Here is a 25869-nt window from a genome sequence, read left to right as displayed (position 1 = left end):
GGGGGATCTCTCCTTTGAGAACGTTCTGATTTCGAACGCTAGCCCCGCAACCGAGTTCGGTCAACACCCGATCTGTCTACTGCTCGGATCGCGTCCTATCTGGCTCCGGCTTTTGACACCGCGGTGCCGCGGCCGCTCACCAGGGCCGGATCGGGAGCGGGGAACGAGCCACCGCGATAGTCCGGATTCGCGTTCAGCGAGGTCATGGTGTTGCGGAAGATGTTGAACTTGGTGTTGTAGCCGTTGGTGCCGGCGAGCGTGATCTTGCGCAGGGAGCGGTGCCCGCCATCCGTGTTGCCCACCCACACCGCGAGAGACATCTTCGTGGTGGTGGCGATCAGCCAGTTCTGTGCCGCATCGTCTGTCGTCCCGGTCTTGCCGACGATGGGAACACCGTCGCGTGGGCGCCCGGCCGTGCCGGTGCCGGCCGTCATGACGGCGCTCAGGGCGTAGGCCACGGTCGCGGCGACGTTGGGTGCGATCGCCTGGGTGCAGGAGCGAGGCTGCCCCGGGGCATCCTTGCCGTCCGGCCCGACCACTTTGTCGATGATCGTCGGCGCGCAGTACAGTCCGTTCGCCCCGACTGTCGCGATCGCGGCTGCCATGGTCACCGGGGCGATCTCGTTGGTGCCGATGATCGCCGCGGGTTGCGCACCGAGTTCCGCCCCGTCGGCGCGGTGGACACCGTAGGCCTTCGCGGTGTCCCGGATGTCGCAGACGTCGAGCTTCTGCGCCATGGAGAGGAACGCGAGGTTGACCGAGTTCTTGGTGGCGGCCGCAACGGTCATCATGCCGCCCTCTCCGGGAGAGTCGTTGTGGAAAACGAAGGGTGCCTGGCCGTCCGAGTTGATGCATCGCGAGTTGAAGGTGCTCAGGTCGAAGGCGCGGGAGGTGCCGTTGACGACCTCGCTGAGCGTGTGCCCCTTCTTCAGCCATTCGGTGAGGGTGAAGATCTTGTAGGTGGATCCGGTCTGGAAGCCGATCGAGCCCCCGTACTGCTTGTCGGTCATGTAGTCGACGGCGGTCGTCGTGGGCCCCCCGCCGTCCTTGGAGTTGTCGAAGCCCTTGTTCTGCGCCATCACCAGGATGCGACCCGTGCCCGGTTGCATCGCCACTGCCGCCGCCCCCAGTGCGAAGCGCGACTCCTGCGGGGGAGCGCTCGCGATCAGATTGCTCTGGGCCACATCCTGCTGATTGAGATCGATGCTCGTGTAGATGTTGTAACCGCCGGCGGCCCATGCGGCGGCCCGAGCGTCCGCGGTGGCGCCGAGGGCGGTGAGAGTGGGCACCAGCCGCAGGGCGAAGTCGCACGCGGACTTCGCGTCGGCCGCATACAGGCATCCGTTGTTGGGGGTGCGCAGCTTGGGTTTGATCGGAGTCGCCAAGGCCGCTTGGTAGGCGGTGTCATCGATATAGCCGAGGTCGTGCATGTCGAACAGGATCAGGTCGCGCCGCTCTTTGTTGGCGGCATAGAGCGAGGGATCGCTGAGATTGCGCGCATTGGGCTGCTGCACCATGGCGATCAGACTGGCGGCCTGGGGCAGTGTGACGTCCTTCGCGCTCACACTGAAGTACTTCTGAGCCGCCGATTCGATGCCGTAGGTGTTGCCCCCGAAGCCGGCGATATTCAGATAACCGAGCAGGATCTCTTTCTTGGAGTACCGCTTCTCCAGGCCGATGGCGAACTTCATCTCGCGCAGTTTGCGATTGAGAGTGTCGTCGATCGCGGCCGCGTAGGCCGCCTTCTTCTTCGCCGGATCGTCTACCCGCAGCGCCCGCTGGATCAGGATGTTCTTCACGAGTTGCATCGCGATGGTCGAACTGCCACTGGTGATCGACTTATGCGCGAGGTTGCCCGCCGCCGCCCGCACGATCGCCTTGACGTCGACCCCGCCGTGCTCCCAGAACCGGCGGTCTTCGCCGGCGACTGTCGCTTGGGTGATGAACGGGGAGACAGCATCCCAGGCCACACTCTGGCGGTCCTGGTCGTAGATCGTGGCTATGGCTACGGGCGCGCCGTCTCGCTGGGCGAAGATCTGGTTGCGCTGAGTCTGCGCATCGATGGTGAGGTACCCCGGCAGATTGTCGAAGAACCCGATCGAGGCGCTGGCGCTCCGGCTGGCAACCAGAATCGACGGCAGAGCGAGGGATGCCACCAGCACACCGGCGAGCAGGCTGAAGAACACCAGACCAACCAGAGAACCGAATACCGTGCCCCGTTTTCCGTAGTCAGACACCGAAGACTGGCTCATGGCGGTCTGCAATGGTGCAGGCTCCCGCAACTTACGAATCACGACCGAGCCCCCATTCACCACACCTGACCATTCTCGGTCGCACTGTACGCGTCGGTCTACCCTGTTTCGGTGCGTGCCCGAATCGTGACCTTTCGGCTCAGTCTCAGGTGTTGTCCCCGCCCGTTTCGGCGGCGGAGATCGCGCCGACCCCGGATCCGTTCCAGGTCCAGTCGGCGACTTCCGGGATGTCCTCACCCTGCTCGCGGGTGTAGGCCCGGGCGCGCTGGCGGGAGTCCTGCATGTCCTGCCGCAGTCCCGCCGAACGGGCGGCGAGACCGGGAACGCGATCGATCACGTCCATCACGAGGTGATAGCGGTCGAGACTGTTCAGCATCGCCATGTCGAACGGCGTCGTCGTCCCTCCCTCTTCGTTGAAGCCGCGAACGTGGATGTTGGAGTGCCCGCTGCGACGATAGGTGAGTCGATGGATCAGCGTGGGATAGCCGTGGTAGGCGAACACCACGGGCTTGTCAGTCGTGAAAATCGCGTCGAACTCGGTGCTGGCAAGGCCGTGCGGATGCTCCGACTCGTCCTGCAGGCGCATGAGGTCGATCACGTTGACGACCCGCACCTTGAGCTCCGGCAGCCGCTCACGCAGGATGGATGCCGCCGCCATGGTCTCGAGGGTCGGCACATCCCCCGCGCACGCGAGCACCACATCGGGCTCTTCGCCCTCGACCTCGGTGCCCGCCCAGCCCCAGATGCCGACCCCACGGGTGCAGTGCGCGATCGCGTCGGGCATGCTCAACCACTGGGGGCTCGGCTGCTTGCCGGCCACGACCACGTTCACGTAGTCGACGGAGCGGAGGCAGTGGTCGTAGGTGGACAGCAGGGTGTTCGCATCGACCGGGAAGTAGACCCGCACGATGCTCGCCTTCTTGTTCACCACATGGTCGATGAACCCCGGGTCCTGGTGACTGAACCCGTTGTGGTCCTGCCGCCACACGTGGCTCGACAACAGGTAGTTGAGCGAGGAGATCGGGCGACGCCACTCGAGCTTCTTCGACTCCTGCAGCCACTTGGCGTGCTGGCTGAACATCGAATCGATGATGTGGATGAATGCCTCGTAGCAGTTGAACATGCCGTGACGCCCCGTGAGCAGATAGCCCTCGAGCCATCCCTCGCACTGGTGTTCACTCAGCATCTCCATCACTCGCCCGGCGCGGGCGAGGTGCTCATCGACCGGCCAGATGGCCGAGTCCCACTGCTTGTCGGTGGCTTCGTAGACGTCCTGCAGTCGGTTGGACGCGGTCTCGTCCGGTCCGAATATGCGGAAGTTGTCGGGGTTCGCGCGGATCACACCGGCGAGCCATCCACCGAGCACCTTTGTCGCTTCGATGGCGACGCTTCCCGGCTCTCCGACCTCGATCGCCGACCCCCGGAAGTCCGGGAGCTCGAGGTCGCGACGCAGTCGACCGCCGTTCGCGAAGGGGGTCGCCGACATGCGCAGGTCGCCCTCTGGCGCGAGTTCCGCGATCCAGTCGACCAGTCGGCCGGATTCGTCGAAGAGCTCCGCCGGCTTGTACTTCAGCATCCAGTTTTCCAGGATGCGCGTGTGCGCCTCGGTGTCGCGCGCGTTCGCGAGGGGTACCTGGTGGGCTCGCCAGGTGTTCTCCACCGGCTTTCCGTCGATCTCCGCCGGGCAGGTCCAGCCCTTCGGCGTGCGCAGGATGATCATCGGCCAGACTGCGGTGCCCTCGAGCTCTCCCTCTGCTGCCGCCTTCTTGATGCGAGCGATCTCATTGAGCACCTCGTCGAGGGTCTCCGCCATCCGCTCGTGCACGCGCAAGGGGTCTTCTCCGTCGAATCCGCCCGAGACGATGTACGGCTTGTGGCCGTAGCCGCGCATGAGCTCGAGCAGTTGCTCCTCCGGGATGCGCGCGAGGATGGTGGGGTTCGCGATCTTGTAGCCGTTGAGATGCAGGATCGGCAGCACCACGCCATCCTGAAGCGGGTCGATGAACTTGTTGGAGTGCCAGGCGGTCGCGAGCGGACCCGTCTCTGCCTCGCCGTCGCCGATCACACATGCCACGAGCAGGTCGGGATTGTCGAAGGCTGCCCCATAGGCGTGCGAGAGCGAATAGCCGAGCTCTCCGCCCTCGTTGATCGATCCGGGCACGTTCGGGGCCGCGTGAGACGGGATGCCACCGGGGAAGGAGAACTGTCGGAACAGCCGACGGATGCCCTCCTCATCCTCGCGGATAGACGAGTACAGCTCCGAATACGTGCCGTCCAGATAGCTGTTGGCCACCATGCCCGGACCGCCGTGCCCGGGCCCGGTGATGTAGAGGGTCTTCTGTTCGCGTTCCCGGATGATCCGGTTGAGGTGCGCGTAGAGGAAGTTGAGGCCGGGGGTAGTGCCCCAGTGACCGAGAAGGCGGGGTTTGATGTTCTCCCGCGCCAGGGGGGTGCGGAGTAGGGGATTGTCGAGCAGGTAGATCTGGCCGATCGACAGGTAGTTCGCGGCCCGCCACCAGCCGTCGATCTGGGCGAGGGTGTGGGGGTCGAGCGGGGTGATGCTCTTGGACGGCCAGAAGGAGGTGCCCCCGGCGCCGTGCTCGGTCTCACCGGGCGTGTTCGCCGCGGGGATGTTCGCCGTATCGACGGTGCTGATCGTGTCGGTCATCTGGGCTCCACTTCAATCGGGCTGCGGGTGCTGCAGCCTGTGTGGCACCGTACTCGACCGAGATGACGCGCAGTAGTACGAAAGTCCCTAGTTTCGCGGCCCTGAGCCGCGCTCCCGCCGGCCTCAGCTGGCGAGCGGAGCGGACTGCAGGGTCGATCCGGGTTCGCCCGCGGCGATCGGAGACACGATCACTGCACTGCCGTAGGCGCAGACCTCTGTCCAGTTGGTGCCGAGATCGGAGGTGTCGAACCGCATCGCCACGATCGCGTTGGCACCCTTCGCCTCCGCCTCGGCGATCATCCGTCGCATGACCTCCTGGCGGCTTTCGTACAGCATGCGCGTCATCTCGGGAAGTTCGCCGCCCGCGATCGAACGCAGGCTCGCCGTGAAGCTCGCGCCGATGTCGCGGGACCGCACGGTGAGTCCCATCACCTCGCCGTAGATGGCGTCGATGCGGTAGCCGGCGATGTCGTTTGTGGTCACGATGATCATGATCGCAACCCTAATCCCGACGTTGGCGCAGTCGTGGCGCTACACCCCCGAGCGCTGCTCCCGGATGCCGAAGCCGAGTTGTGAGCCGCCGGTGCTCACCCGCGCAGGGCGAGCACGAAGGGCAGCACGGCCGTGGCGCCGGCTCTCCGCAGTTCGCGACCGGCCACCGTGACCGTCCACCGGCTGTCCGCCAGGTCGTCGACCAGGAGCACCGGTCCCGACGGGAGGTCGAGTCCCGCCGGAGAGAACCGCTCCCAGACCCCGGCGAGTCGGTAGGCGCTGTTGCCTCCCGCGCCCCCTGAGGGGCCCCCGCCGATCAGTTCGAGCGCACCGAGGTAGGGCAGCTTTCCCGCTGCGGCAAGAGCCTCCGCGACGGAAGCGATGAGCAACGGACGCTCGCGGGAGGGAATGCTGACGACGGCAACCGGGCGTTCCTGCCAGCCCCAGTCGGCGAGCACTCGCACGCATGCCGCGACCAGCGCCGGGCTCGCTCGGGCGTCGGGAGTCGCCGGGGCGAACACCTCCCTGAGCACACCGCCCCAGCCGAGGTCGGTGAGTCGGGCCAGCGCCCGCCCCTGTTCGATGCGCTCCGACACCGCGATGTTGCCTCGAACCGTGATGCCCAGCCGGTCCATTCCGCCCGGCCACTGGGCTCGTGGTTCGAGCGCGACGCCCACCCGGTCGAGCGCAGCGGAGGCGGCCGCGACGGCATCCGACTCGATTCCGGTGGGGTACCAGACGCCGGCGCACCGGTCACAGCGCCCACAGCGGACCGCGGTGTCGTCATCGAGGGCGCGCTGCAGGAATTCCATGCGGCATCCGGAGGTCGTCTCGTAGTCCAGCATCGACTGTTGTTCCGCCGCTCGTGCAGCGGAGATGCGTTCGTAGCGCTCGGAATCGTAGGTCCACTGGTCGCCGGTTGCCACCCAGCCCCCGGACACCCGGCGTACCGCACCGTCGACATCGAGCACCTTGAGCAGCAGCTCGAGGGGAGTCCGCCGAAGATCCACCCGTGCCTCGATCGCCGCGGTCGACAGCGGCGTGCTGCCGAGCGCGTCGATGACCGCGAGAGCTTTCGGCTCGACGGGCATGGACGAGGTGGCGAAATAGTTCCAGATCGCCTCATCTTCCGTGCCGGGCAGCAGCAGAACGTCGGCATTCTCGGTCGCACGACCCGCCCGACCGACCTGCTGGTAGTAGGCGACCGGAGAGGAAGGCGCGCCGAGGTGAAGGACGAACCCGAGGTCGGGTTTGTCGAAGCCCATTCCGAGCGCACTGGTGGCGACGAGCGCCTTGACCTCGTTCGACTTGAGGCGCTGCTCGAGCTGCTCCCTCTCGGCGGTGTCGGTGCGACCGGTGTAGGCATGCACTTCGTGCCCGGCCTCACGCAGCAGGTGAGCCGTGTCCTCCGCAGCCGAGACGGTGAGGGCGTAGATGATGCCGCTTCCCGGAAGCTGCGAGAGATGGCTCAGCACCCAGGCCAGCCGCGCTTTCGAGTCCGGCAGTCTCAACACTCCGAGACGAAGGGAGGCCCGGGCGAGCGGACCCCGGATGGTGAATACCTCCGAGCCGCCCGGCCCGTCTGTGCCGCCGAGTTGCTCCGCGACATCCGCCACCACCCGGCTGTTGGCCGTGGCTGTGGTCGCCAGTACGGGGATTCCTGCGGGGAGCTGGGCGATGAGCTCGCGCAACCGGCGGTAGTCGGGTCGGAAGTCGTGCCCCCAGTCCGAGATGCAGTGTGCCTCGTCGACCACGAGCAGCCCGGCACGGGCGATCAGCGTGGGGAGTTGCTCGTCGCGGAAGGATGGATTGTTGAGCCGCTCGGGAGAGACGAGCAACACATCCACCTCGTCGGACCGCAGGCCCGCGAGCACCTCCGCCCACTCGTGCGCGTTCGCGGAATTGATGGCGACAGCTCGCACCCCCGCGCGGGCGGCCGCAGCGACCTGGTCGCGCATCAGGGCAAGGAGGGGGGAGACCAGGATGGTCGGACCGGCTCCCCGCTGCCGAAGGAGCAGGGTCGCGACGAAATACACCGCGGATTTGCCCCAACCTGTGCGCTGCACCACGAGGGCTCGGCGACGATGGTCGACAAGAGTCTCTATCGCCTCGAACTGGCCCTCATGGAACGCGGCATCGTCGCGACCCACGAGGGTACGGAGGATGGCGAGGGCGGAAGCACGACTGTCGGTCATCGACCCAGCTTGACAGGCCCGGATGACAGCGCGGCGCTCGACCCCCGATACCTCTGCGGAGTCCGGGCTCAATGAACCGTGGGGAGGAGAGGCCGCACTCCTCCTCCACCATCGGAGAGTCCCCTCAGCTCTCCCCGGACACCCCGGGCCGGGTGCCGTCGGAGCCGGCACGGCATCATCCTGAGGCGATGAAACCCCACTACGAAGACACCGTCACTCAGCCCCTCACGAGCGATGAGCTCATTCATGCCCGGGTGTCCGATCTCGTCGGGCGCGCCTGCCGACGGCAGATCTGGTTCCTGTTCCTCGACGGCGAGGATGTGCAGTTGCCCCTGATCATCCCGGTCGCCGACCCGCCAGTGCTCCCGGACGACGCGACAGCCCGGCTGGCAGACACCATCGCCCAGGGGGTCGAACATCTCGACGCCCGATCGGTGATCCTCGTGCTCGAACGGTATGCTGGGCCTCAGTTCAGCTCCGCTGACAAGGCGTGGGCGCGGGCTCTAGGCGAGGGCTTCGCGGGAGCGGGACTACCCGTGCGCGCAACCCTCGTCAGTCACAGCCGTGGGGTGCGCTGGTTCGCCGCAGACGACTTCCGCTGGGATGCATCCGGGGAGGTCGAGAAAGGCGCCGGCACGCGAGAGGCGCCGGGCACGCGAGATGCTGCGGAACTGCCGCAAACGCGGAAGATCGCTCGCGAGCATCCCACCGCCGACGGTCGGGGTCCTCGATAGGGCGCCTATGACTGTGCGACGAGCTCGCAAAGCCTAGGCGGTGGCGAGGGATGCCTCGATGAGGTTCACGATCTCCGGGGCGTCCGGTTCTGTCGTCGGGCGGAAGCGGTGCACTTCACCGTCTCGGGTGATCACGAACTTCTCGAAGTTCCACTTCACCTTGCCCGCCTTACCCGCCGAGTCGGAGCTCTTCGTCAGCTCGGCATAAAGCGGGTGTGCATTTTTGCCGTTCACACGGATCTTCTCGAACATCGGAAAGGTCACGCCCCATGTAGTAGAGCAGTATTCCTTGATCGCATCCTCGCTGCTGAGCTCCTGCAAGAACTGGTTGCTCGGAAAGCCGAGCACGCTGAATCCCCGTTCGCCGTAGGTCTTCTGCAGATCCTCGAGCTTCTCGTACTGGGGGGCGAGACCGCATCGCGAGGCGACGTTCACCACCAGATAGACCTTGTCTCCGAGATCGGACAGGGTCGTGGTGCTCCCATCGATCGTGGTGAGCGGGATGGTTCCGATGGCGCTGTCGCTGAGGGTCATAACTGAGCAACCTACCGTTCGCAGCCGGGTATTCCCCGCGCAGGAAGCTGGGAATGGGTTGAGGTATTTTTTTCGCGGGCGCCGCCCGGGGGCGCGCCCAGCGGCCGCAGAGGCTCTCTTCACGCGGATCCCAGCCAGCTTTCGCTATCGTCGTGAGGTGGTTCGCTCTTTAGAGAGGCTCCGCCGCCCGACACGAACATCCCCATCGAAAGCGCGTCATGCCCGACAGCCCGATCTCCGCCACCCCCTACGAGGTGCTCGGCGTGAGCTCGACAGCGAGCCAGGACGACCTGCGCCGCGCCTACCGACGGCTGATGCGGGAGACCCACCCCGACACCGGGGGAGACGCCGCCCGCTTCACCGCCGTGCAGGTCGCCTGGGAGCGTGTCGGCGACCCGGATGACCGGGCGGCCTATGATCGCGGACGTCCCTCGACGAGAGACGACGAGACTCCGTTCACCTGGGCTCCGCGGGCGAAGCCGAAACAGGCAGACACGCGCCCGCGGGCGCGCTCCTACGGACATCCGGGTGGATGGAGGCGGGAGCGCTACCTGGTGCTGATGCGCGAATGGGTGGGTCGTGGAGAGCCGTTGGACGACCCTTACGACCCCGCCCTGGTGAGATCGGCACCGATGGATCTGCGCCATCTGCTCGCGGATGCCCTCGCGGAGGAAGCCACGGCCCGCACCCTTGCAGCGCTCGGCATCGGCTTCACCGTGTGGCATGACGTCAGCACCGGGCCGCCGGAAGAGAAGATCGACCATGTCGTGCTCGGCCCGACCGGACTGTTCGCAATACTGTCGGAAGACTACGGCGAGCCGGTGAAGAGTCGGCGGGGCGAGCTCCTGGGCAAACCGCTCGGGGAGGCACGACCGATGCACGACCTCGGCGTGCGCGCCAAGATCGTGTCCCGCGCGACTCGAGTGAAGTTCACCGCCCTGCTCATCGTGCTTCCCGACGATGCCCTCGACGAGTCCTTCACGGTGCTCGGCACCATCCGCGGCGCCACGACGGTGATCGCGCGCCAGTCGATGCTTCCGGCGCTTCTGCGCGACGGAGTACCGGGAGCGCGACTGATCGGGGGCAACGAGCTCTTCGACGTGCGCACGCGGCTGCAGGCCGGCATCCGCTTCGTCTGATCCTGGCTCCGCTCACGCTGCGACCGGCGTGACAATCTCAGCCGGTGTGGAGGGCGGCAGAAATCCGCGCGAAGACCAGGAACCCCGCGGCGATGACCAGCGCGGTGACGATCAGCGAGACGGCGAGATACCACCAGAGCGGGGCGGATCCGCGGCCGGACTGCCGGCGCACGAAGACCGTGCGAGCGATGAGGTATGCGAGCGGGCCGACGAGCAACCACCACCGACTGGGAAGGCGATCGTAGCCGAAGGTACCGAGAGCGATGCGGTCCCTGGTGGCCGCGACGATCGTCCACAGAAGGGGCAACAGGGCGATCGGGAGCGACCACCACCAAGCCTGCGGCAGGAGCTTGCTCACAAACAGCATCCCGATGCCGCTGACCACACCGATCAGCGGAGTGGCGCCGAGCGCCCAGGCTCCGACGGTGTTCCAACGGGTTGCCCCGAAGGTGGCCGCAGGAGTGGACGGAGCGACGGCGGAGCGCCGATCCTGCGATTCGGCGGGGGTCTCCGCGAAGAGTGAATAGGCCGGCGTCACGGGCTGGGCGGCAACGAACGACCCGGGAGGAGGCACCGGCGTCGAGCCGTGCGCCAGGGCGACACTGCCGAGCACGGTGCCGGGGCGCGGAATATCCGCGGGATGCATCGTGGGGCTCGGCGCCACGTGGGCCGTCCACTCGGCACCGCTCCACCAGCGCAGGTCGCTCAGACCGACCGGATCGGCGAACCACCCCGGCGGAGCGACGACGAGCCCGCCATCATCCACGACGGTTCACCACCCCGCACGTCTTTCGGGCACGCTCAGCTGGCCGGTGCTTCGCTCACGAGGGCGAAGGCGGAGTTGGGCAGGGTCGAGTCGATGACCACATTGAGATTCATCTTCACCGAATCGAGGGTGCCGATACAGGTGACCGCGGTTCCATCGAGGTTGACCGCAATCGCGGGGCAGCTGATCGACGAGAACGTGAGGTTCTTCGCCAGGGTCTGCCGGGTGAGCTCTGCCGCCATTCCCTTCGGGGTCAGCTCTGCGGCGCGCTGGGCATCGGTGATCGGACCGCTGACGACGGCCACCGGCGCGGAATCGGCGGCGGGCGTGAGTGGAGCAAGGGCGAATACCGCCGGGAACTGCAGGAGCACGAAGGAGTACGCCGCGGTCTGCAGAAGCAGCCACAGGAGAAGGGGCACGACTCCCGCGGCCCCCACACGGATGGCCCGCACCAGGAGGTAGACGGGAGGGATGAGGGCGAGGACGACAGAAGCCGGACGCTCGAAGCCGCGCGAGCGGAGCACGCGACGGTCGGCGAACGCGAAGACGAGGTAGAGGAACAGCGGTGCACCGAGCACGGAATAGCGCACCAGGGGGTCGCCCCCGAGATCCAGCCACACGAGCACGAACCAGACAAGAGCGACGTGAAGGATGGGCAGCAGCACGAAGAGCCAGATGGCTGCTGTGTTCGACCGCGTCGGCTTGGCGACTGTCGGGACGATTGCGGGCGCCACGGGCGGTGCGAACGTGGGAGCCGTGACGAGCGGGTCCGCCCCACCCGATGCTGCGGGAGTGGCGAAAGGATCCGGCGGGAGGATGAATCCCAGAGGCCCGGCGGAGAACGACGGGGTGGCCGATTCGGCCACGACCGCGGCGGGCGCCTCTGCGCGAATCGTCGGACTCGGCTGCACCGTCACGGCCTCGGGGACGGATGCCGCGGGCACCAGCGGCGCGGCGGCTCCGATCCAGGGGCGCGCGACCGACGAATCGGAGACGGGAGCAGTCCCGAGGAAGGCGGTCGCGTCGAATGCGGCCGATTCCGCTGACTCCCGCTCGGCGGGGGAGGAAGAGAACAGCGCCTCGAAGGGCGATGGCGCGGCCGATTCGGTGGCGGCACCCGCAGCGAAGGCCGCGGAGGTCAGGGGCGCGGCTTCCGGAGCGACGAGAAGGCCGGCGACGGCGACATCCGTTACCTCGACGGCAACCGGGCCGGCCTGCGTGGTGTCGGTCGGAACGGGGCCCGTGGTGAGCGGTCCGACGAGCTCACGCAGCTGCCGGCGACTGAGGGGTACTGCAGGGGCGTCCGCGGGCAGAGCGGAAGGTGTCGCCGGAGCCACGGGCGGGAGTGCCGCCACGGGATCCGCGGCTGCGGGCACGCTGTTCACTTCCGCAGCCGGCGACTCGACGGTGGCTCTCACTTCGGTACCGGGTTCTGCGGGAGCTTCGGCGCTCAATTCCGCGGTCCACGCGGTTCCGTCCCACCAGCGGGACAGGGGCGCGCCCATGGGATCGGCGTACCATCCGGCGGCGATCGCGGATGTCGCCGCAGCGACCGTGCCTTCCCCTGGCTCGGCGGGCACCGGTCCCACTCCGTGAAGCGCGCTTCTTCGAGACGGCGCAGCGGGCTGCGCCTCGGTATCCGATTGCAGAGTGAGTGACACGATTATTCCCCCGGGTAGACCCGCCTGGACTGGGCAGACTCTGATTTTACAAGCGAGGGTGGCCGGCGATCTAGGCTCCGATGTACCCCAGTACGCGGGGTTCTGAGCCGTGTCGGCGGGCCACTGGTATGTTGCATCGTGATGGTTCCAGACGGCGGGGTGAGGGCGAGAAGGTACCTCGACGATGGCCGCGGCGCGGTCGTCGAGCTGCCCGCGGGCGATGTCACTGTCGGCGTCATCCGCATCGGCGAGACCGTGCGCCGGCCTCACCAAAGACAGTCCTGGGCCGTTGCGAGCTACCTCGATCACCTCGCCTCTGTGGGGTTCACCATCGACGGTTCCCCCGCGAGTCCCCGGTTTCTCGGGCTCGATGCCGAAGGGCGGGACACGCTGACCTTCATCCCCGGGGATGTGGCCGAGGCCGTGCTCGAGCCCTGGGTGCTCACGGACGCCCTGCTCGAATCGGTCGCCGTGCTCGTCACCGCGTTGCACCGCGCCTCCGCCGGATTCGAACCCGTCGCGGAGCCGTTTCCCGCTCGAGAGATCGCCCAGGATCCATTCGAGCTCGTGACCCACCTGGACGTGACCCCGCAGAATGTCGTCGTTCGCGATGGCCGCGCCATCGGTCTCGTCGACTTCGACCTCGCCGGACCGAGCACTCGGTTCACCGATTCGGTGAACGCGGCGATGCACTGGGTGCCGCTGCGCGACCCGGTCGACCTCCCCGCCTCATCCAGGGGTCTCGACCAGCTTGCGCGCCTGAAGATATTCGCGGATGCGTCGGACTGGACCGTCGCCGAGCGCCGAAGCTGTGCACGCTTCGCGGCCGATCGCGCCGCCCTGAGCTGGCGCCGGATGAGGCTTCGTGCGGAGTCCGGGGGAGGCTGGGCCCGCCTGTGGCAGGAGGGCGTCGGCGACGTCATCGAGCGTCGGCGACTCTGGTTGCTCGATCGTGAGACCGCCATCGTGAACACACTGCTGTCACCGGTGTGAGGCACACTGGTGAAGTTCCGACCCGGTCGCCCCAGGGTGACCTCAGGCTGATCCGGAGGATGCGGAATGTTCCTGCTCGATGACGGCACCGTCGTCTATTCCGCCTCCGACCTCAGCGCGGCAGCCGGCTGCGAATGGGCGGTGATGCGCAAGCTCGATGCTCGCCTCGGGCGCATCGCGGCACCCCCCGCGACCACCGACGACATGCTCGAGCGGGCCGCGCGCCTCGGCGACCGGCACGAGGAGCGTTTTCTCGAACGCCTGCGAACGGAGACGCCGGTGGTGGAGATCCCCCGGCCCGAGAGCCCGACCGATCCGGCCGAGGTTGTCGAGCTCACCACCGCGGCATTCGAGGCGGGGGCGCCGGCGGTATACCAGGCCGCATTCTTCGACGGCCGGTTCCTCGGCTATGCGGACTTCATCATCCGCAATGCCTCCGGCGCGTACGAGGTGTACGACACGAAGCTTGCCCGGCATGCGAAGATCACCGCGCTCTTACAACTCGCGGCCTACGGTGAGCAACTGCAGCGGCTCGGCATCCCGACCGCCGACAGGGTCTCGCTGATCCTCGGCGACGACAGCGTGAGCGAACACCGCCTCGCCGACATCCTCCCGGTGTACCGCCATCGACGCGCTCGACTCGAACAGGCGATCGACGAGCGGGTGTCCGATGGCTCGGCGACGGAGTGGGGCGACCCCCGATACGTCGCCTGCGGTGGCTGCGCGGTCTGCGAAGAACAGGTACAACTGCACCGGGACCTCCTGCTCGTCGCCGGCCTTCGCGTCACCCAGCGTGCCCGCTTGATCGAATCGGGCATCGACACCATCGAGCTGCTCGCCGAGGCGACCGGGCCGGTGGCCGGGATCTCCGATACCACGCTCACCGCCCTCCGCGAGCAGGCTATCGTGCAACTCTCGCCGGGGCTGGCCTGGCGGGTCGTCGATCCCGCCGCCCTCGCCGCCATCCCCGTGTCAGACCCGGGAGACATCTTCTTCGACTTCGAGGGTGACCCACTGCACCAGGAGGGCACCGAATGGGGGCTCGACTACCTCTTCGGGCTGGTCGAAGCCGATGAGACGTTCCGGTCGTTCTGGGCTCATGATCTCGCGGGGGAGAAGCAGGCTCTGCTCGAATTCCTGGACTACGTCGGGGAGCGTCGGCGCGCGCATCCGGCGATGCATATCTATCACTACGCGTCGTACGAGCGCACCCACCTGCTGGGGATCGCGGCACGGCATGGAGTGGGCGAGGAGGCAGTCGACGACCTTCTGCGAAACGGCGTGCTCGTCGACCTCTATCCGATAGTGAAGCAGTCGCTGCGGGTGGGGAGCCGCAGCTATTCGCTCAAGAAGCTGGAACCGCTCTATATGGGTTCGCGAGGCCGCACCGGTGTCGACAACGCTGCCGATTCGATCAGCGAGTACGTGCGCTCCCGCGACCTCCTCGAAGCCGGCGATGCGGGCGAGGCAGCGCGCGTTCTCGCGGAGATCGCGAGCTACAACGAATACGACTGCGTCTCGACGCTCGCCCTGCGCGACTGGCTGCTCGAGCGGGCTGCCGAGAACGCGGTTTCCCCGGCGACGCGGGACGAGCTCGTCCTCGACGTGCCCCTTCCCGAGCCGGATCCGGTCTACGTCGAGCTCGCCGCCATCGTCGCGGAGTTCCCCTCGGGGGAGCGCACGGCCGACCAGACGGCGCTCGCGCTCGCCTCGGCGGCCATCGACTACCACCGGCGCGAAGGCAAGAGCTTCTGGTGGGATCACTTCGCCCGGCTCGTCGCACCGCTCGAGGAGTGGGCAGACTCGCGCGATGTCTTCGTCGTGGAGGGTGCGGAGGTCGTGCGTCGCTGGGGGATCGAGGGGCGCGCCCGAAACCAATCCCGCGTGCTGCGGCTCACCGGCACTGCAGCCCCCGGAAGCTCCTTCGGCGGTGCGGATGCCCCGTGGGTGGTCTACGACCCGCCATTCCCGCCGATCGCGGCGGGTCGCGATCCCGCCGCCCGGGTCGCCCACTCCCGCTCGGCCGTCATCACAGCCGATGACGGCTCTCTGCTGCTGACCGAGAGGCTGGCATCCGGCGCTCCGCCCTATGACGAGGTGCCGCTCGCGCTCGCCCCCGGGTCGCCGCCGAATCCGGGCACCCAGGTCACGGCGATCTCCGAATGGGGTCGTTCCGTGCTCGACGCCTATCCGCAGATGATCCCGAACGCCGCTCTGGACATCCTCCGCCGTAGCGCACCACGCGGCGCGGGCGACGCCGTCACCGCCACGCGAGGCACGATTGCCGAAAGAATGCGGGATTCCCTTCTCGCCCTCGATCACTCGTATCTCGCGGTGCAGGGACCACCCGGCACGGGGAAGACCTGGAATGGGGCGCGGGTCGTCGCCGACCTGGTGAAGAACCACGGCTGGCGCATCGGCGTGGTGGCACAGTCCCATGCCACTGTCGAGAACATGCTCAGCGCGGTGGTCGCCGCGGGACTCGAGCCCGCTCTCGTCGGCAAGAAGCCGCGCCCGGGCGGGGAGTCCGAGCGGACAGCCTGGACACCCCTGACCGACCGATCGCTCGGCGACTTCACCGCGCAAGCCGGCTTCGTCCTCGGCGGCACCGCCTGGCTGTTCAGCAACGAGGGGCGTATTCCGCGCGAATCCCTCGACCTGTTGGTGATCGACGAGGCCGGGCAGTTCTCCCTCGCCGCCACGATCGCCGCCTCCGTCAGCGCCACGCGCCTGCTGTTGCTCGGCGACCCGCAGCAGCTGCCCCAGGTGAGCCAGGGCACGCATCCGGAGCCGGTGGATGTCTCGGCGCTGGGATGGCTGAGCGACGGTCACGACGTGCTGCCGCCCGAGTTCGGCTACTTTCTCGACGTGAGTCACCGCATGCATCCGGCTGTCTGCGCCCCCGTCTCGAGGCTGTCCTATGAGGGCCGTCTGCACTCTCATCCCTCGGATCGAAGTCTCGCCGGGGTCGCGCCCGGGCTGCATCCGGTGCCGGTCATCGCGCACGACAATTCGACATCATCCCCGGAGGAGGCCGCCGCCGTGCTGGCGATCGTGCGGGACGTGGTCGGCCGCGCCTGGACCTCGGCCGGCACCACGACAGAACTCGGGCCCGAGGATGTCATCGTGGTTGCGCCGTACAACGCTCACGTCCAGCTGCTGCGCGAGACCCTCGACGAGGCCGGTTTCGAGGCGGTGGCAGTGGGTACCGTCGACCGGTTCCAGGGCAGGGAGGCGGCCGTCGCGATCGTCTCGCTCGCGGCGTCGTCGGCGGCGGATGTGCCGCGCGGACTCGAGTTCCTACTTCTGGCGAACAGGCTGAATGTCGCGATCTCACGCGCACAGTGGGCCGCCTGGCTCGTCTACTCGCCCGGGATCACCGAATCGCTGCCCACGAGCATCACCGCGCTGGCCCAGCTGAGCGCGTTCATCACTCTGGTGGAGGAGGCGGGGTAGCCGACAGCAGTCCGCGACCCTGTTGGTTGACCCAACAAAAGAGGTGCCCCGGCGGTTGGCCGGGGCACCTCTGTTCGACTCTGCTGTCGCCGAGTCAGTCGTGACGTTCGGTGCGGTCCTTGTCGGTCTCAGAGAGTTCCGAATCGGTGTACTCGCCCTCTTCTTCGGATACCTCCGAGCGATCCGAGGTGTGCGATCCGTCCTTGAACTCTTCGTCGGTGAACTTGCCGTCTGGTTCGCGTTCGCCGCGAGCGTCGCCTGCGTTGTCAGTCATTCTTCCTCCGCTGTCGTGTGGGATGGGGTGGTGTCGTCATCATTGCCGTGAGCACTGTCTCCCTGTTCTGAGCCGGGAGCCACGAGGTCTGCGTCGGCGGGCATCTCGCCGTCGCCGTAGACCGCATCCGCTTTGGCATGCTCGGTCGGTGGGCCGCTCATAGGCATACTCCTTCTACGACCGCGTCGACGCTGTCGCACTCCAACGATAGACAGGGCGTCGACGATTGCTAGCCCCCATCACGGAATTCCCGGCGCACGTCGGGGGTGCGATCCAGCCTTCTCACAGGTGATGAATGTCGTGCGGATGCCACGGGCCACCGTAGGATCTTGCGGGTGGCCTCCGATCGGTGTGCCCGATGGGCGAGTCGAGCGGGATCCCAGTGATCAGAGTCATCAGTTACAACCTGCGCAAGAATCATGCGAGCGGAGAGCTCGTGGAACTCGTGCAGAAGTTCGACCCGGATGTTCTGTGCCTGCAGGAATGCGACACCACAGACCTCCCGGCGGATGTCGGGCACTTGCATCTGGCCGATTCCACGAAGCGCAACAGGCTCGGCCTCGCCGTCTATTTCCGTACCGACCGCTTCAGCGCGCTCGAGACCCAGGCCTTCTCCCTCAAGAAGTCCCTGCACGACATGGTTCTGAAGCCCGCGCACGAACGCCTGATCGGCACACGGCTGGTCGACCACGAGACCGATCGTCAGCTCGTGGTGGCCTCTTTCCACGCCGCTCCGCTCACCGCGCGCAACTCGCTGCGACGCGAGCAGATCCGCGCGGCCCACGAACTGCTGCTCACCCTCGGACACGGACTTCCCACCCTCATGGTGGGTGACTACAACTATCCACTGTTCACGAATTCACTCACCCAGAAGGTGAACGAATCGGGCTACGACCTCTCGCTCAGCGATCGCCGCACCTACACGCGATACAAGTTCTTCCGCGGCCACTTCGACTTCGCGACCTCCGTCGGCCTGGGCATCGACAATGTCGAGACCCTCCAGCGCGGGGCATCCGACCACATGCCGATCATGGTGAGCGCGTCGTACCGCGAGGACGCGGTAGCCACTCTGTAGCGTTACACCCTCGCCGGGCGGGTGACACCCCTGCACGTCCGGGCGGTGTACGCAAGCCCTTTGACGGCGGCACGCGCAGGGAGTTGGCTGGTGACCAGCGCATGAATCGCGCACACCACTTGTCGCACCGGCGGAGGACATCCATGCGCTATTCACACCAGGCCCAGTTGAGCGAGATCGACGAACTTCCCGGCCCGGGGGAGCCCCCTGTCACCTTCTGGAGTGGCAATCTGCGCCACTCGATCGCGGTGCAGGATGGCGGGAGCTGGACCCTTCTCGAATCCTCCGGATCGCTCGTGGGGGAATTCGTCACCGAGGACGCGGGGTTTGCGGTCGTCGATGACGAGAGCGGGGAGCGCGAGCGGTTCGAGACCTGGCGGTCCGCCGTGCGCCACATCCTGCGCCGGGGCCTTCGCGCGGCCTGAGTCCGCGGGTTCCGCAGCACTCCGAGGTTGTCTGTAGGCCCCGGGGAGGCCCTTCTAAGGCTTCCAGACCATCAACACCACCACGGCGACCAGCAGCAGGCTGGCGAGGCCGGATCCGCCGGCGATCGCACCGTAGCCGTCGGGACGACCCTCCGCGACCGCGCCATCCGAGCCGCTCGAGACGGAGGCGCCCGCGGCGACTCGCTTCATCGCCGGGACGGTGACGAACAGGTTGATCCCGAGAGCGAGCACGTACAGCACGATCGACCCGATGATCCAGCCCGACGAGAAGCTGAAGTGATCCTTCGGATCGCTCATCCCCAGTACGGCGAAACCGAGCACGAAGACGACGAGCGACAGCAGCGTGAAGGTGGATGTGGCACGCGCCAACGACTGCACCTGTGGGCCGTTGCCCGCGCGGGCGGCACGCATGGCAGTCATGGGCAGGATCGCCATCGGGCCGATGATGAAGACGGCGGAGACGACGTGGAGAACAGCGAACAGGGTGTCCATGGTGACCTTTCGGAGGCGATGTCGAAGTGGATTCAGGCGACGGCCGGGAGCGAAGCTGGGGGCACTATCGCGATCGGACACGGCAGGTGCATCACCAGTTCGTGACCGACCGAGCCATGCACCCACTCTGCCAGTCCGCGTCGATGATGAGTGCCCACCACGACGAGTTCCATCTTCTGGGCGCCGCCCGCCAGCGCGATGGACGGTGTCGCGTAGCTGAGCTTCTCCCGCAGCGGGAGAGCCCCGTGACGGCTCGCCACGGAGGATGCGGCGGAGGAGAGCAGCTCGGCATTGGCGTCGTGGATGGCCTCGTCGACGGTGCCCACCCCCAGTAGATGAGGGGTCACCGCGGGCGGCAGCTCCCACGCCCGTACCATCACGAGTTCCCGTCCGAGACGTTCGGCCTCGGTGGCGGCGAACTCCTGAGCTCGCTCCGAAGTCGGTTCGTCGACTCCGACCACCACCGGACCGGTCGAGGAGCGCCAGCCGACCGGCACGACGACGACGGGGCACGCGCTCCGCGCAGCGATGGCCAGCGGAAGGGTGGCGCTGAACAGTCCGGCGAGCATTCCGACGGGGTGGGATCCGATGACGATCAGATCGGCGCTCATCGATTCGCGAGCCAGCCGGTCGACCGCATCGCCCCGGAGCATCACCATCTCGACCTGCGCTAGCGGAGCCACCGCCGCGAACCGCGCGGCGGCCCTCCCGAGGGCCTGCGCCGCCTGGAGTTGTTTGAGTGAATCCATGACAGAGACGCCGGACTCATCGATCGTGGTGAGCCGCACGTCCACCGCCGTGGTCGAAGCGCGGGCGAGCGCCCACTCGAGGGCGACCGCGCTCGCGATCCCGCCATCGATGGCAAGGGTGATTCTCTCGGGCATCACCGCACGACCTTCCCGCAGCGGGCATCCGCCTTGGCGACGGGTGCGTGTACTCAGGATGCCGAGGGCGGCGGCTCGATTCCGGGACTAAAGACCCCCGACTGCATCGAGGCAACGGGCGGCCGCGCGGGGTCCGCCGCTACGGTGCCGCAGTTTCGATCGAGGCGAGTTGCTCCGAAACCGACAGGAGCAGGGCCGAACACGCACGGAGGTCTTCTTCATTGAGACCTTCGGTGGCGATTCCGATGGAGCTCTCGAACTCGCGGTAGTGCAGTTTCATGAGTTCATCCGCGGCGGGGGTCAGCTCGAGGAACAGGCTGCGACGATCGCTCGGATGATCGACCCGGCGCATCAGCTGAGCCTCGACGAGCCGGGTCGAGATCGCCGTGACGGCGCCGGTGGTCATCTCCATCGACTCTGCCAGCTCTTTCGGAGTCATGCTCCCGGCCTCGGCCACCCGGGACAGGGCACGAAGCTCGCTGCCGGTGACGCCCGCCTCACGAGAGATGCGATGGCGGTTGCTGTCGAGCGCCCGGAGAAAGACGAGCGCGGCGGCCGGAAAGCCGTCGAGCGTATGGGCAGACCCGAACTGCTTGTACATGAGAACCCCTGTCTGTCGAGTCGTCTGGCCCGGAAGCTCCCGGACTTCACTCGATGTGTACATTTGTCAAGGTCTATTATTTCATAATCTGAATGACTTCTACTTTGTAATATGCCACGCCCCGCCGAGGCGCGGCGATCGAAAGGACCCCGATGCTTTCGTCAGAGGACACTACCGCCGCGACCCTGAGGCGCCCCGCTGGACTCGCCATGGACGCGAGAGGGGTGGCCCTGAGCACGTCGCTGCGACAACGCCTCAGCGATGCGGCCTACCCCCTGTTCATCCATCGGGGAGTGCGGAACGTCAGTCTTCATGACATCCAGAGCGCGGCGGGAGTCGGCTCTGACGAGCTCGCCTCGGTATACGGCTCCCGGGATGAGGCCGCCGCAGAGTTCCTCGCTCGACATGCGCGTGACTGGACCGTCGGTACCGTCGAGGCCGGTGCGCACGCCCGTGGAAACACGGCCGAGGAACGTATGCTCGCCATCTTCGACGTGTTCGACGAATGGTTCCACCGCGAGGACTTCGAGGCCTGCTCGTTCATCAGCGTCATGCTCGAGATGGGTGTGAAGCATCCGCTGGGCAAGGCCTGCATCGAATACCTCGGGCAGAGTCGTCAGATCGTGACAGGCCTCGCCGAGGAAATGGGACTGCCAGAGCCGGAGGAGTTCGCCCACTCCTGGCACATCCTGATGAAGGGCTCGATCATCGCGGCCGCCGAGGGGGACCTCCGTGCCGCCACCCGCGCTCAGGGCATGGCGCGAGCCCTGATTCGTGAGCACCGGGTGAGCGGGCTCGCCGAGACGCAGACCAGCGGGATCGAGTGGAGCGAGTGGGATGCCCTGCTCAGCGAGCAAGACTCTCCCAATGCCCCGCGCGGAGTCTCCGCCACGGAACATGACCTCTCCGAACGAGACGCTGCATTCGCACTCGAGTACGGCCTGTAGGCAGAGGCTCCCAGCAGCGAGCCCAGCTGAACGGGGGGGGATGCTGGAGGCCATCCCGACGGCCTCCAGCGGCGCCGCCCAAGGCGCACTGGATATACTAGCTGTTCTCACTTAGTTGTCTAGCTGCTCAATCAGTGAGACACCTGAGTCTGTCGAAACGCCCGGTTACGCCCGGTCGAGGGCAGCCGTGAGACCCGGTGTCGCGGAGAGCGATCCGTCCCGGGCGACGGTGAGCACATCGATCGACCAGCGCTGCACATAGGAGGCGAGCGCGTCCGGACCGCCCGCGATGATCGCGGTCGCGAGCACGTCCGCCGTCTCGATATCGTCGGCCACCACCGTCGCCTGGAGGTAGCTGCGGTCGATCGCGGTGGCCGTCCAGATGTGATCGCCGCGCTCCGCGCTCCCGGAGGTCGCGACGGCGTGGCGCGTGCCGTCCATCGGGATGCTGAAGAGGAGCGCGCTGCGGTCAGCCGGATCGACCACCCCGACCCGCCAGGGCTTTCCGTCCGGCTGGTTGCCCGCGCAGAGCACATCTCCGCCCGCATTCAGGCACCAGTCCGAGAAACCGCGATCCAGCAGTTCGTCCGCGGCCGCCTGCATCGCCAGTGCCTTCACCGTGCCGTTGAGGTCGATGACGCCGTCCGGGCGATGGGGGGTGAAGGCGCCGCCGGTGTCGTCCCGCCAACGAAGGGCGGAGGCATAGGTCGACCTCAGCTCGTCGCTCGATGCGGTGAGCGCCAGCTGCCCGCTCGCGACACGGGAGAGTTCTGATTGCGCAGAATAGAGGCTGAAGCGACCGTCGAAGGCGCCGAAATGGCGCTCGACCGCCGCCACGGCTTCGTCGACATCCGGGGCGTCTGCGATGGCGAGGGACACGACGGTGCCCATCGTCTCGAAGACGTGTGAACCCACGAGCTCAGATCCCCGCCTGGTCGAGCGCGGACTGCAGAGACGTGAGGTACGCCTCGCTGGTATAGGTGGCGCCACCGACCGTGGAGACCTGCGAGGACTGGGAGCTGAGCACCTCGGAGCGGAGGATCGGAGCCGCATAGTTGCTGATCTGCACGGAGCGCCCGCCGTTGTCGGTGAGGTGCAGCGGCGTGACGTCGGTGATCTTTCCGTCGGCCACCACCACCTTCACCTGCACGTTGCCGAAGCGCGTGCCGACATCGGATCCGGTGAAGGTCCCGCTCTTCGCTGTGGTCGCTGGCGCGGCAGCGGGGGCGGTCGTGGTCGGCGCAGCCGAGGCCGACGGAGCCGGGGCGGTCGTGGTGCTCGTTCCCGTGCTCGTTCCCGTGCTCGTGGTGGTGCTGGCGGTGGGGCCGCCGTTCGCGGCGGTCACCGCGGCAGAGCCGGCTTGCCAGCCGACGACGAGGATCGCGACGGAGGCGAAGATGCCGCTGAGTGTTGCGCGTGTTCTCACCAGTCGAACCTTTCTGTGTGGAGCTGATGCTCGGGGATTCCGGCACGTCGCGCGTCGTTCTCGACCAGGTCGAGCCACGCGGTCGGGCCGCAGATATAGAGGTCGGAGTCGGCTAGGTCGGGAAAGACGCTCTTCAGCGTGACGCCGCGGGAGGCATCGGGCTGAGGCATCCATCCCGGTCCCGATCGTGCTCGTTTTCCCACCATCGTGTAGAGGCGCGCACCCTTCTTGGCGGCGAGCTCGGAGATCTCGTTCCAGAGATAGGTCTCGTCCTGGGTCGACGCCCGAAGCAAAATCGTCGTCTCGCCCGGTCGCACCCTCGAATCTTCCAGGAATGCCCGCACCGGAGTGATGCCGATCCCCGCGACGACGATGGCCAGCTTGGGGGCGGTGCGTCCGGCATCCGTGAACATGCCGTAGGGACCTTCGAACGAGACACGGGTTCCCGGTCGCACCGAACTGATGGCGCTGCTGCCCGTGCCCAGGTCGCGCACGGTAATGCGAGCGCTCGCGTCGGTCGGAACGGAGGAGAGGGAGATCGGATGCGAATGCCACCAGGTGCGTCCGGTCCAGAATCGCCAGACGAAGAACTGGCCGCCGGCCGACTCCAGCGATCGGAGATTGCGACCGGAGAAGTGGATCGACACCACTCCCGGGGCCACGGTCTCCACCCGGGAGACCCGCAGGCGATGACGGAACGTGGAGATCACCGGCTCGGCGAAGCGGTAGGTGGCGATCGAACCGAAGGCGAGAACGTAGAGGGCGATCCAGTAGACCCGCTCGACGCTGCCCGCAGCGAGGATGCCCCCGACGCTCAACTGATGCGGCACGGCGACGAGCACCGCGACGTAACTCAGCAGGTGAACGATGTGCCAGCCCTCGTAGCTGAATTTGCGTCGCACGGCCACCAGCGAGGTGATGACGACGACGATGAGCAGGCCGAGACCGACGAAAGCGAGCGGCATGTCAGGGATGGCGAGCATCGGACCGATCTCGGCGATCGGGTTGAAACCGGAACTCATGCCGTAGCCCACCAGCAGGAGCAGGCCGTGGGCGAGCAGAAGATAGAGAGCGGGCTTTCCGAGCGAACGGTGCACGGCGATCGCCCGGTCGTGACCGACGGTGCGGTCGATGACCGGGATGCGAGCCGCAAGCACGATCATCACGAGCACGAAGTCGGTGCCGATGAGGCCCGTGACGATTCCGAGGCTCGTGACGGCATCCGCGGCGGTGCCGAATTTGGCGGCACCGCCGGTGGCGAGGAAGAGGGCGGCGGCAGCGGCGCCTGATGCCCAGAGGGCGGTGACGAGCGCATCGGCGATGCGCGCGCGACGTCGGTATTGCTTGCGCCGATCGGGCGCCGCCACCCGCGACGACCCCGAAGGAACGGGGCGCCGGGTGGTGGTGTTTGCTGACATGACTACAGCTTCTGGTGGTTTGCTATGCGCTTGCCGTGAACGGGAGAGCACTCCCGCGTGAGTTCTCACATCTTGGGGATCGATACCGTTGCCGTGAGCCCGCCACCGGTGTTCCTGAGCTGGATCGAGCCGTGTGCCGCCGTCACAATCGCGTGAACCAGGGCGAGCCCGAGGCCACTTCCCCCGGTGTTCGCCGAGCGGGAATCATCCGGCCGCGAGAACCGGTCGAACGCGTGCGGCAGAAACTCCTCGGCCATACCCGGGCCGGAATCGGAGATGCGGAGCACGAGAGTGCCGGACTCCCCGGTGAGGTCGGCATCCACCGATCCGCCCGGCGGAATCGCCGCGAGGCTGTTGGCCAGCAGGTTGTCGATGAGGCGGGCGAAATTCTCCGCGCTGATCGCGTAGCGCGCCTCGCTGTCGAGGTCGGCGACCGTGAACCCGACCTCCGCATCGCTCGCGAGCCCGATCAGGCGGGCGCGATCGATGCTGCCCATGAGTTCGGAGACGAGTTGGTCGGCGGAACTCGCCCGCAGCGGCAGGGGTTGCGCGTCGAGCCGGGAGAGCTCGAGCAGGTTGCTCGCGAGAGAGGAGAGCCGGGCCACCGACTTCTCGGCCGCAACGACCTGGGCAGCGAGCGCGGGGGCATCGTCGAAGTCGTCGTGGGCGAGCTCGAGCTGGGTCTTGAGCGCCGAAAGCGGTGTGCGCAACTCGTGGGCCGCATCCGACACCACCTGTTTCTCGCGCGCACTCGAGGCGCGCACCCTGCCGAGGAAGGCATTGAGGGTCGTCGCGAGCTCGGAGAGTTCGTCGTTCGCCTCACCAACGGGCAGCACGGCGGCAGAGTCCATCCCGAGGGACTCCGCCCTCTTGCGCATCCGTCGCACCGGGCCGAGCGCCGCGGACGCGAGCAGCCACGAGGCGAAACCGAAGGCGACGAGCAGCACGATCCCTCCGATGACGAAGGCGACATCGAGACTCTGCATGGCGAGAAGGCTCGCGGCCGTGCTGCGCGCCGCCCACAGCGACCATTCGCCGGTCTTGGTCGAGACGATCCTGCCCACGACGACGAATGACGTGCCGTCCTCGCCGGAGGTGAAGGTCTCGTCGCTGCCCGGCCTATGCTCCACGGCCTGGTGGATCTCGTGGGGGAGAGTGTCGAGCTTCACGACTCCGCTCGGGTCGCGCACGAATACGAGCAGGCCCTTGCCGGAGTCATCCACCAGTCCCGTGGGGTTCGCCACGATCTCCTGTGCGTAGGAGTCGAGATCGACGCGGGCGAGCGAGGCGTCGGAGGCGGAGAGGATGGAGACGACCTGTGATTGGGCGGCCACCATCGCGATGGTGAAGATCACGGCAGCGACGACCACGCTGCCGATGGTGATCCTGGCACGGATGGTGAGGCGCTGGAACACG

Annotated in this window: 23 protein-coding genes; 7 read left to right on the top strand and 16 right to left on the bottom strand. The window is 67.1% G+C overall.

The annotated features are described in order from the left end of the window. Window positions 1–95: 95 nt before the first annotated feature. The 4 genes from F1C58_RS07420 to F1C58_RS07405 all read right to left on the bottom strand — a co-directional run bounded on the left by F1C58_RS07420 (window position 96) and on the right by F1C58_RS07405 (window position 7607). Window positions 96–2252, bottom strand: a complete 2157-nt coding sequence (locus F1C58_RS07420) for a transglycosylase domain-containing protein (protein WP_185203769.1) — start codon at window positions 2250–2252, stop codon at window positions 96–98. 145 nt (window positions 2253–2397) lie between these two features. Continuing rightward, window positions 2398–4920: a phosphoketolase gene (locus F1C58_RS07415; protein WP_185203768.1), complete on the bottom strand. Its 2523-nt coding sequence runs from the start codon at window positions 4918–4920 to the stop codon at window positions 2398–2400. Between the two features lie 123 nt (window positions 4921–5043). Continuing rightward, window positions 5044–5412 (bottom strand): YbjQ family protein, encoded by a 369-nt coding sequence (locus F1C58_RS07410; RefSeq protein WP_185203767.1) that lies wholly within the window; start codon window positions 5410–5412, stop codon window positions 5044–5046. Between the two features lie 95 nt (window positions 5413–5507). Then, on the bottom strand, window positions 5508–7607 hold the full coding sequence (locus tag F1C58_RS07405; RefSeq protein WP_185203766.1) for an ATP-dependent DNA helicase RecQ: 2100 nt from the start codon (window positions 7605–7607) through the stop codon (window positions 5508–5510). 188 nt (window positions 7608–7795) lie between these two features. On the opposite strand from F1C58_RS07405, the gene F1C58_RS07400 reads away from it, so the two are divergent. After that, complete coding sequence (locus tag F1C58_RS07400; RefSeq protein ID WP_185203765.1) at window positions 7796–8341, top strand: hypothetical protein; 546 nt, start codon at window positions 7796–7798, stop codon at window positions 8339–8341. 33 nt (window positions 8342–8374) lie between these two features. Here F1C58_RS07400 and F1C58_RS07395 read toward each other — a convergent pair whose 3' ends face one another. After that, complete coding sequence (locus F1C58_RS07395) at window positions 8375–8875, bottom strand: glutathione peroxidase (RefSeq protein WP_185203764.1); 501 nt, start codon at window positions 8873–8875, stop codon at window positions 8375–8377. Window positions 8876–9093: 218 nt separating this feature from the next. Between F1C58_RS07395 and F1C58_RS07390 the strand changes: the two genes are divergently transcribed. After that, the gene (locus F1C58_RS07390) at window positions 9094–10014 is read left to right on the top strand and encodes a DnaJ domain-containing protein (protein ID WP_185203763.1); all 921 of its coding nucleotides are present in this window, start codon (window positions 9094–9096) and stop codon (window positions 10012–10014) included. Between the two features lie 37 nt (window positions 10015–10051). On the opposite strand, the gene F1C58_RS07385 is transcribed toward F1C58_RS07390, so the two are convergent. Together F1C58_RS07385 and F1C58_RS07380 are read right to left on the bottom strand one after the other, a co-directional pair. Then, a complete protein-coding gene (locus tag F1C58_RS07385) occupies window positions 10052–10780 on the bottom strand; it encodes a DUF2510 domain-containing protein (protein ID WP_185203762.1) in 729 nt (242 codons plus the stop codon). A gap of 35 nt (window positions 10781–10815) precedes the next feature. Further along, window positions 10816–12441, bottom strand: a complete 1626-nt coding sequence (locus F1C58_RS07380) for a DUF2510 domain-containing protein (RefSeq protein WP_185203761.1) — start codon at window positions 12439–12441, stop codon at window positions 10816–10818. Between the two features lie 141 nt (window positions 12442–12582). On the opposite strand from F1C58_RS07380, the gene F1C58_RS07375 reads away from it, so the two are divergent. Both F1C58_RS07375 and F1C58_RS07370 read left to right on the top strand, forming a co-directional pair. Beyond that, window positions 12583–13434, top strand: coding sequence for a phosphotransferase (locus F1C58_RS07375; RefSeq protein ID WP_185204049.1), 852 nt, complete (start codon window positions 12583–12585; stop codon window positions 13432–13434). A gap of 66 nt (window positions 13435–13500) precedes the next feature. Next, window positions 13501–16890 (top strand): bifunctional RecB family nuclease/DEAD/DEAH box helicase, encoded by a 3390-nt coding sequence (locus F1C58_RS07370; RefSeq protein WP_185203760.1) that lies wholly within the window; start codon window positions 13501–13503, stop codon window positions 16888–16890. A gap of 94 nt (window positions 16891–16984) precedes the next feature. On the opposite strand, the gene F1C58_RS07365 is transcribed toward F1C58_RS07370, so the two are convergent. Then, window positions 16985–17164 carry a hypothetical protein gene (locus tag F1C58_RS07365; RefSeq protein ID WP_185203759.1) on the bottom strand — a complete coding sequence of 60 codons (180 nt, stop codon included), beginning with the start codon at window positions 17162–17164 and terminating at the stop codon, window positions 16985–16987. Then, complete coding sequence (locus F1C58_RS07360) at window positions 17161–17325, bottom strand: hypothetical protein (RefSeq protein ID WP_185203758.1); 165 nt, start codon at window positions 17323–17325, stop codon at window positions 17161–17163. Before F1C58_RS07360 ends, F1C58_RS07365 begins: the two co-directional genes overlap by 4 nt. Before the next feature lie 224 nt (window positions 17326–17549). Here F1C58_RS07360 and F1C58_RS07355 point away from each other — a divergent pair, with 224 nt between their 5' ends. Then, entirely contained in the window at window positions 17550–18239 is a 690-nt protein-coding gene (locus F1C58_RS07355) for an endonuclease/exonuclease/phosphatase family protein (RefSeq protein ID WP_185204048.1), read from the top strand. 143 nt (window positions 18240–18382) lie between these two features. After that, entirely contained in the window at window positions 18383–18664 is a 282-nt protein-coding gene (locus F1C58_RS07350; RefSeq protein WP_185203757.1) for a hypothetical protein, read from the top strand. Window positions 18665–18718: 54 nt separating this feature from the next. Here F1C58_RS07350 and F1C58_RS07345 read toward each other — a convergent pair whose 3' ends face one another. The 3 genes from F1C58_RS07345 to F1C58_RS07335 all read right to left on the bottom strand — a co-directional run bounded on the left by F1C58_RS07345 (window position 18719) and on the right by F1C58_RS07335 (window position 20662). Then, window positions 18719–19177: a DUF2269 family protein gene (locus F1C58_RS07345; protein WP_185203756.1), complete on the bottom strand. Its 459-nt coding sequence runs from the start codon at window positions 19175–19177 to the stop codon at window positions 18719–18721. Window positions 19178–19209: 32 nt separating this feature from the next. Continuing rightward, window positions 19210–20061 carry a universal stress protein gene (locus F1C58_RS07340; protein ID WP_185203755.1) on the bottom strand — a complete coding sequence of 284 codons (852 nt, stop codon included), beginning with the start codon at window positions 20059–20061 and terminating at the stop codon, window positions 19210–19212. A 139-nt stretch (window positions 20062–20200) separates the two neighbouring features. Further along, the gene (locus tag F1C58_RS07335; protein WP_185203754.1) at window positions 20201–20662 is read right to left on the bottom strand and encodes a MarR family transcriptional regulator; all 462 of its coding nucleotides are present in this window, start codon (window positions 20660–20662) and stop codon (window positions 20201–20203) included. A 152-nt stretch (window positions 20663–20814) separates the two neighbouring features. On the opposite strand from F1C58_RS07335, the gene F1C58_RS07330 reads away from it, so the two are divergent. Next, on the top strand, window positions 20815–21609 hold the full coding sequence (locus tag F1C58_RS07330) for a TetR/AcrR family transcriptional regulator (RefSeq protein ID WP_185203753.1): 795 nt from the start codon (window positions 20815–20817) through the stop codon (window positions 21607–21609). A 165-nt stretch (window positions 21610–21774) separates the two neighbouring features. Here F1C58_RS07330 and F1C58_RS07325 read toward each other — a convergent pair whose 3' ends face one another. The 4 genes from F1C58_RS07325 to F1C58_RS07310 form a co-directional block, all read right to left on the bottom strand. Next, a complete protein-coding gene (locus tag F1C58_RS07325) occupies window positions 21775–22524 on the bottom strand; it encodes an FAD:protein FMN transferase (protein ID WP_255461334.1) in 750 nt (249 codons plus the stop codon). A gap of 4 nt (window positions 22525–22528) precedes the next feature. Continuing rightward, entirely contained in the window at window positions 22529–23035 is a 507-nt protein-coding gene (locus tag F1C58_RS07320; RefSeq protein WP_185203752.1) for an FMN-binding protein, read from the bottom strand. After that, window positions 23032–24453, bottom strand: coding sequence for a ferric reductase-like transmembrane domain-containing protein (locus F1C58_RS07315; protein WP_185203751.1), 1422 nt, complete (start codon window positions 24451–24453; stop codon window positions 23032–23034). The genes F1C58_RS07320 and F1C58_RS07315 overlap by 4 nt, the downstream gene beginning before the upstream one ends. Before the next feature lie 65 nt (window positions 24454–24518). Continuing rightward, the gene (locus F1C58_RS07310) at window positions 24519–25868 is read right to left on the bottom strand and encodes a cell wall metabolism sensor histidine kinase WalK (protein ID WP_185203750.1); all 1350 of its coding nucleotides are present in this window, start codon (window positions 25866–25868) and stop codon (window positions 24519–24521) included. Between the last annotated feature and the right edge of the window lies 1 nt (window position 25869).

This window comes from Glaciihabitans sp. INWT7, from assembly GCF_014217685.1.
Lineage (GTDB): Bacteria > Actinomycetota > Actinomycetes > Actinomycetales > Microbacteriaceae > Lacisediminihabitans.
Note: the sequence above shows the minus strand (reverse complement) of the source record. Positions and strands in the feature narration are given on the sequence as shown.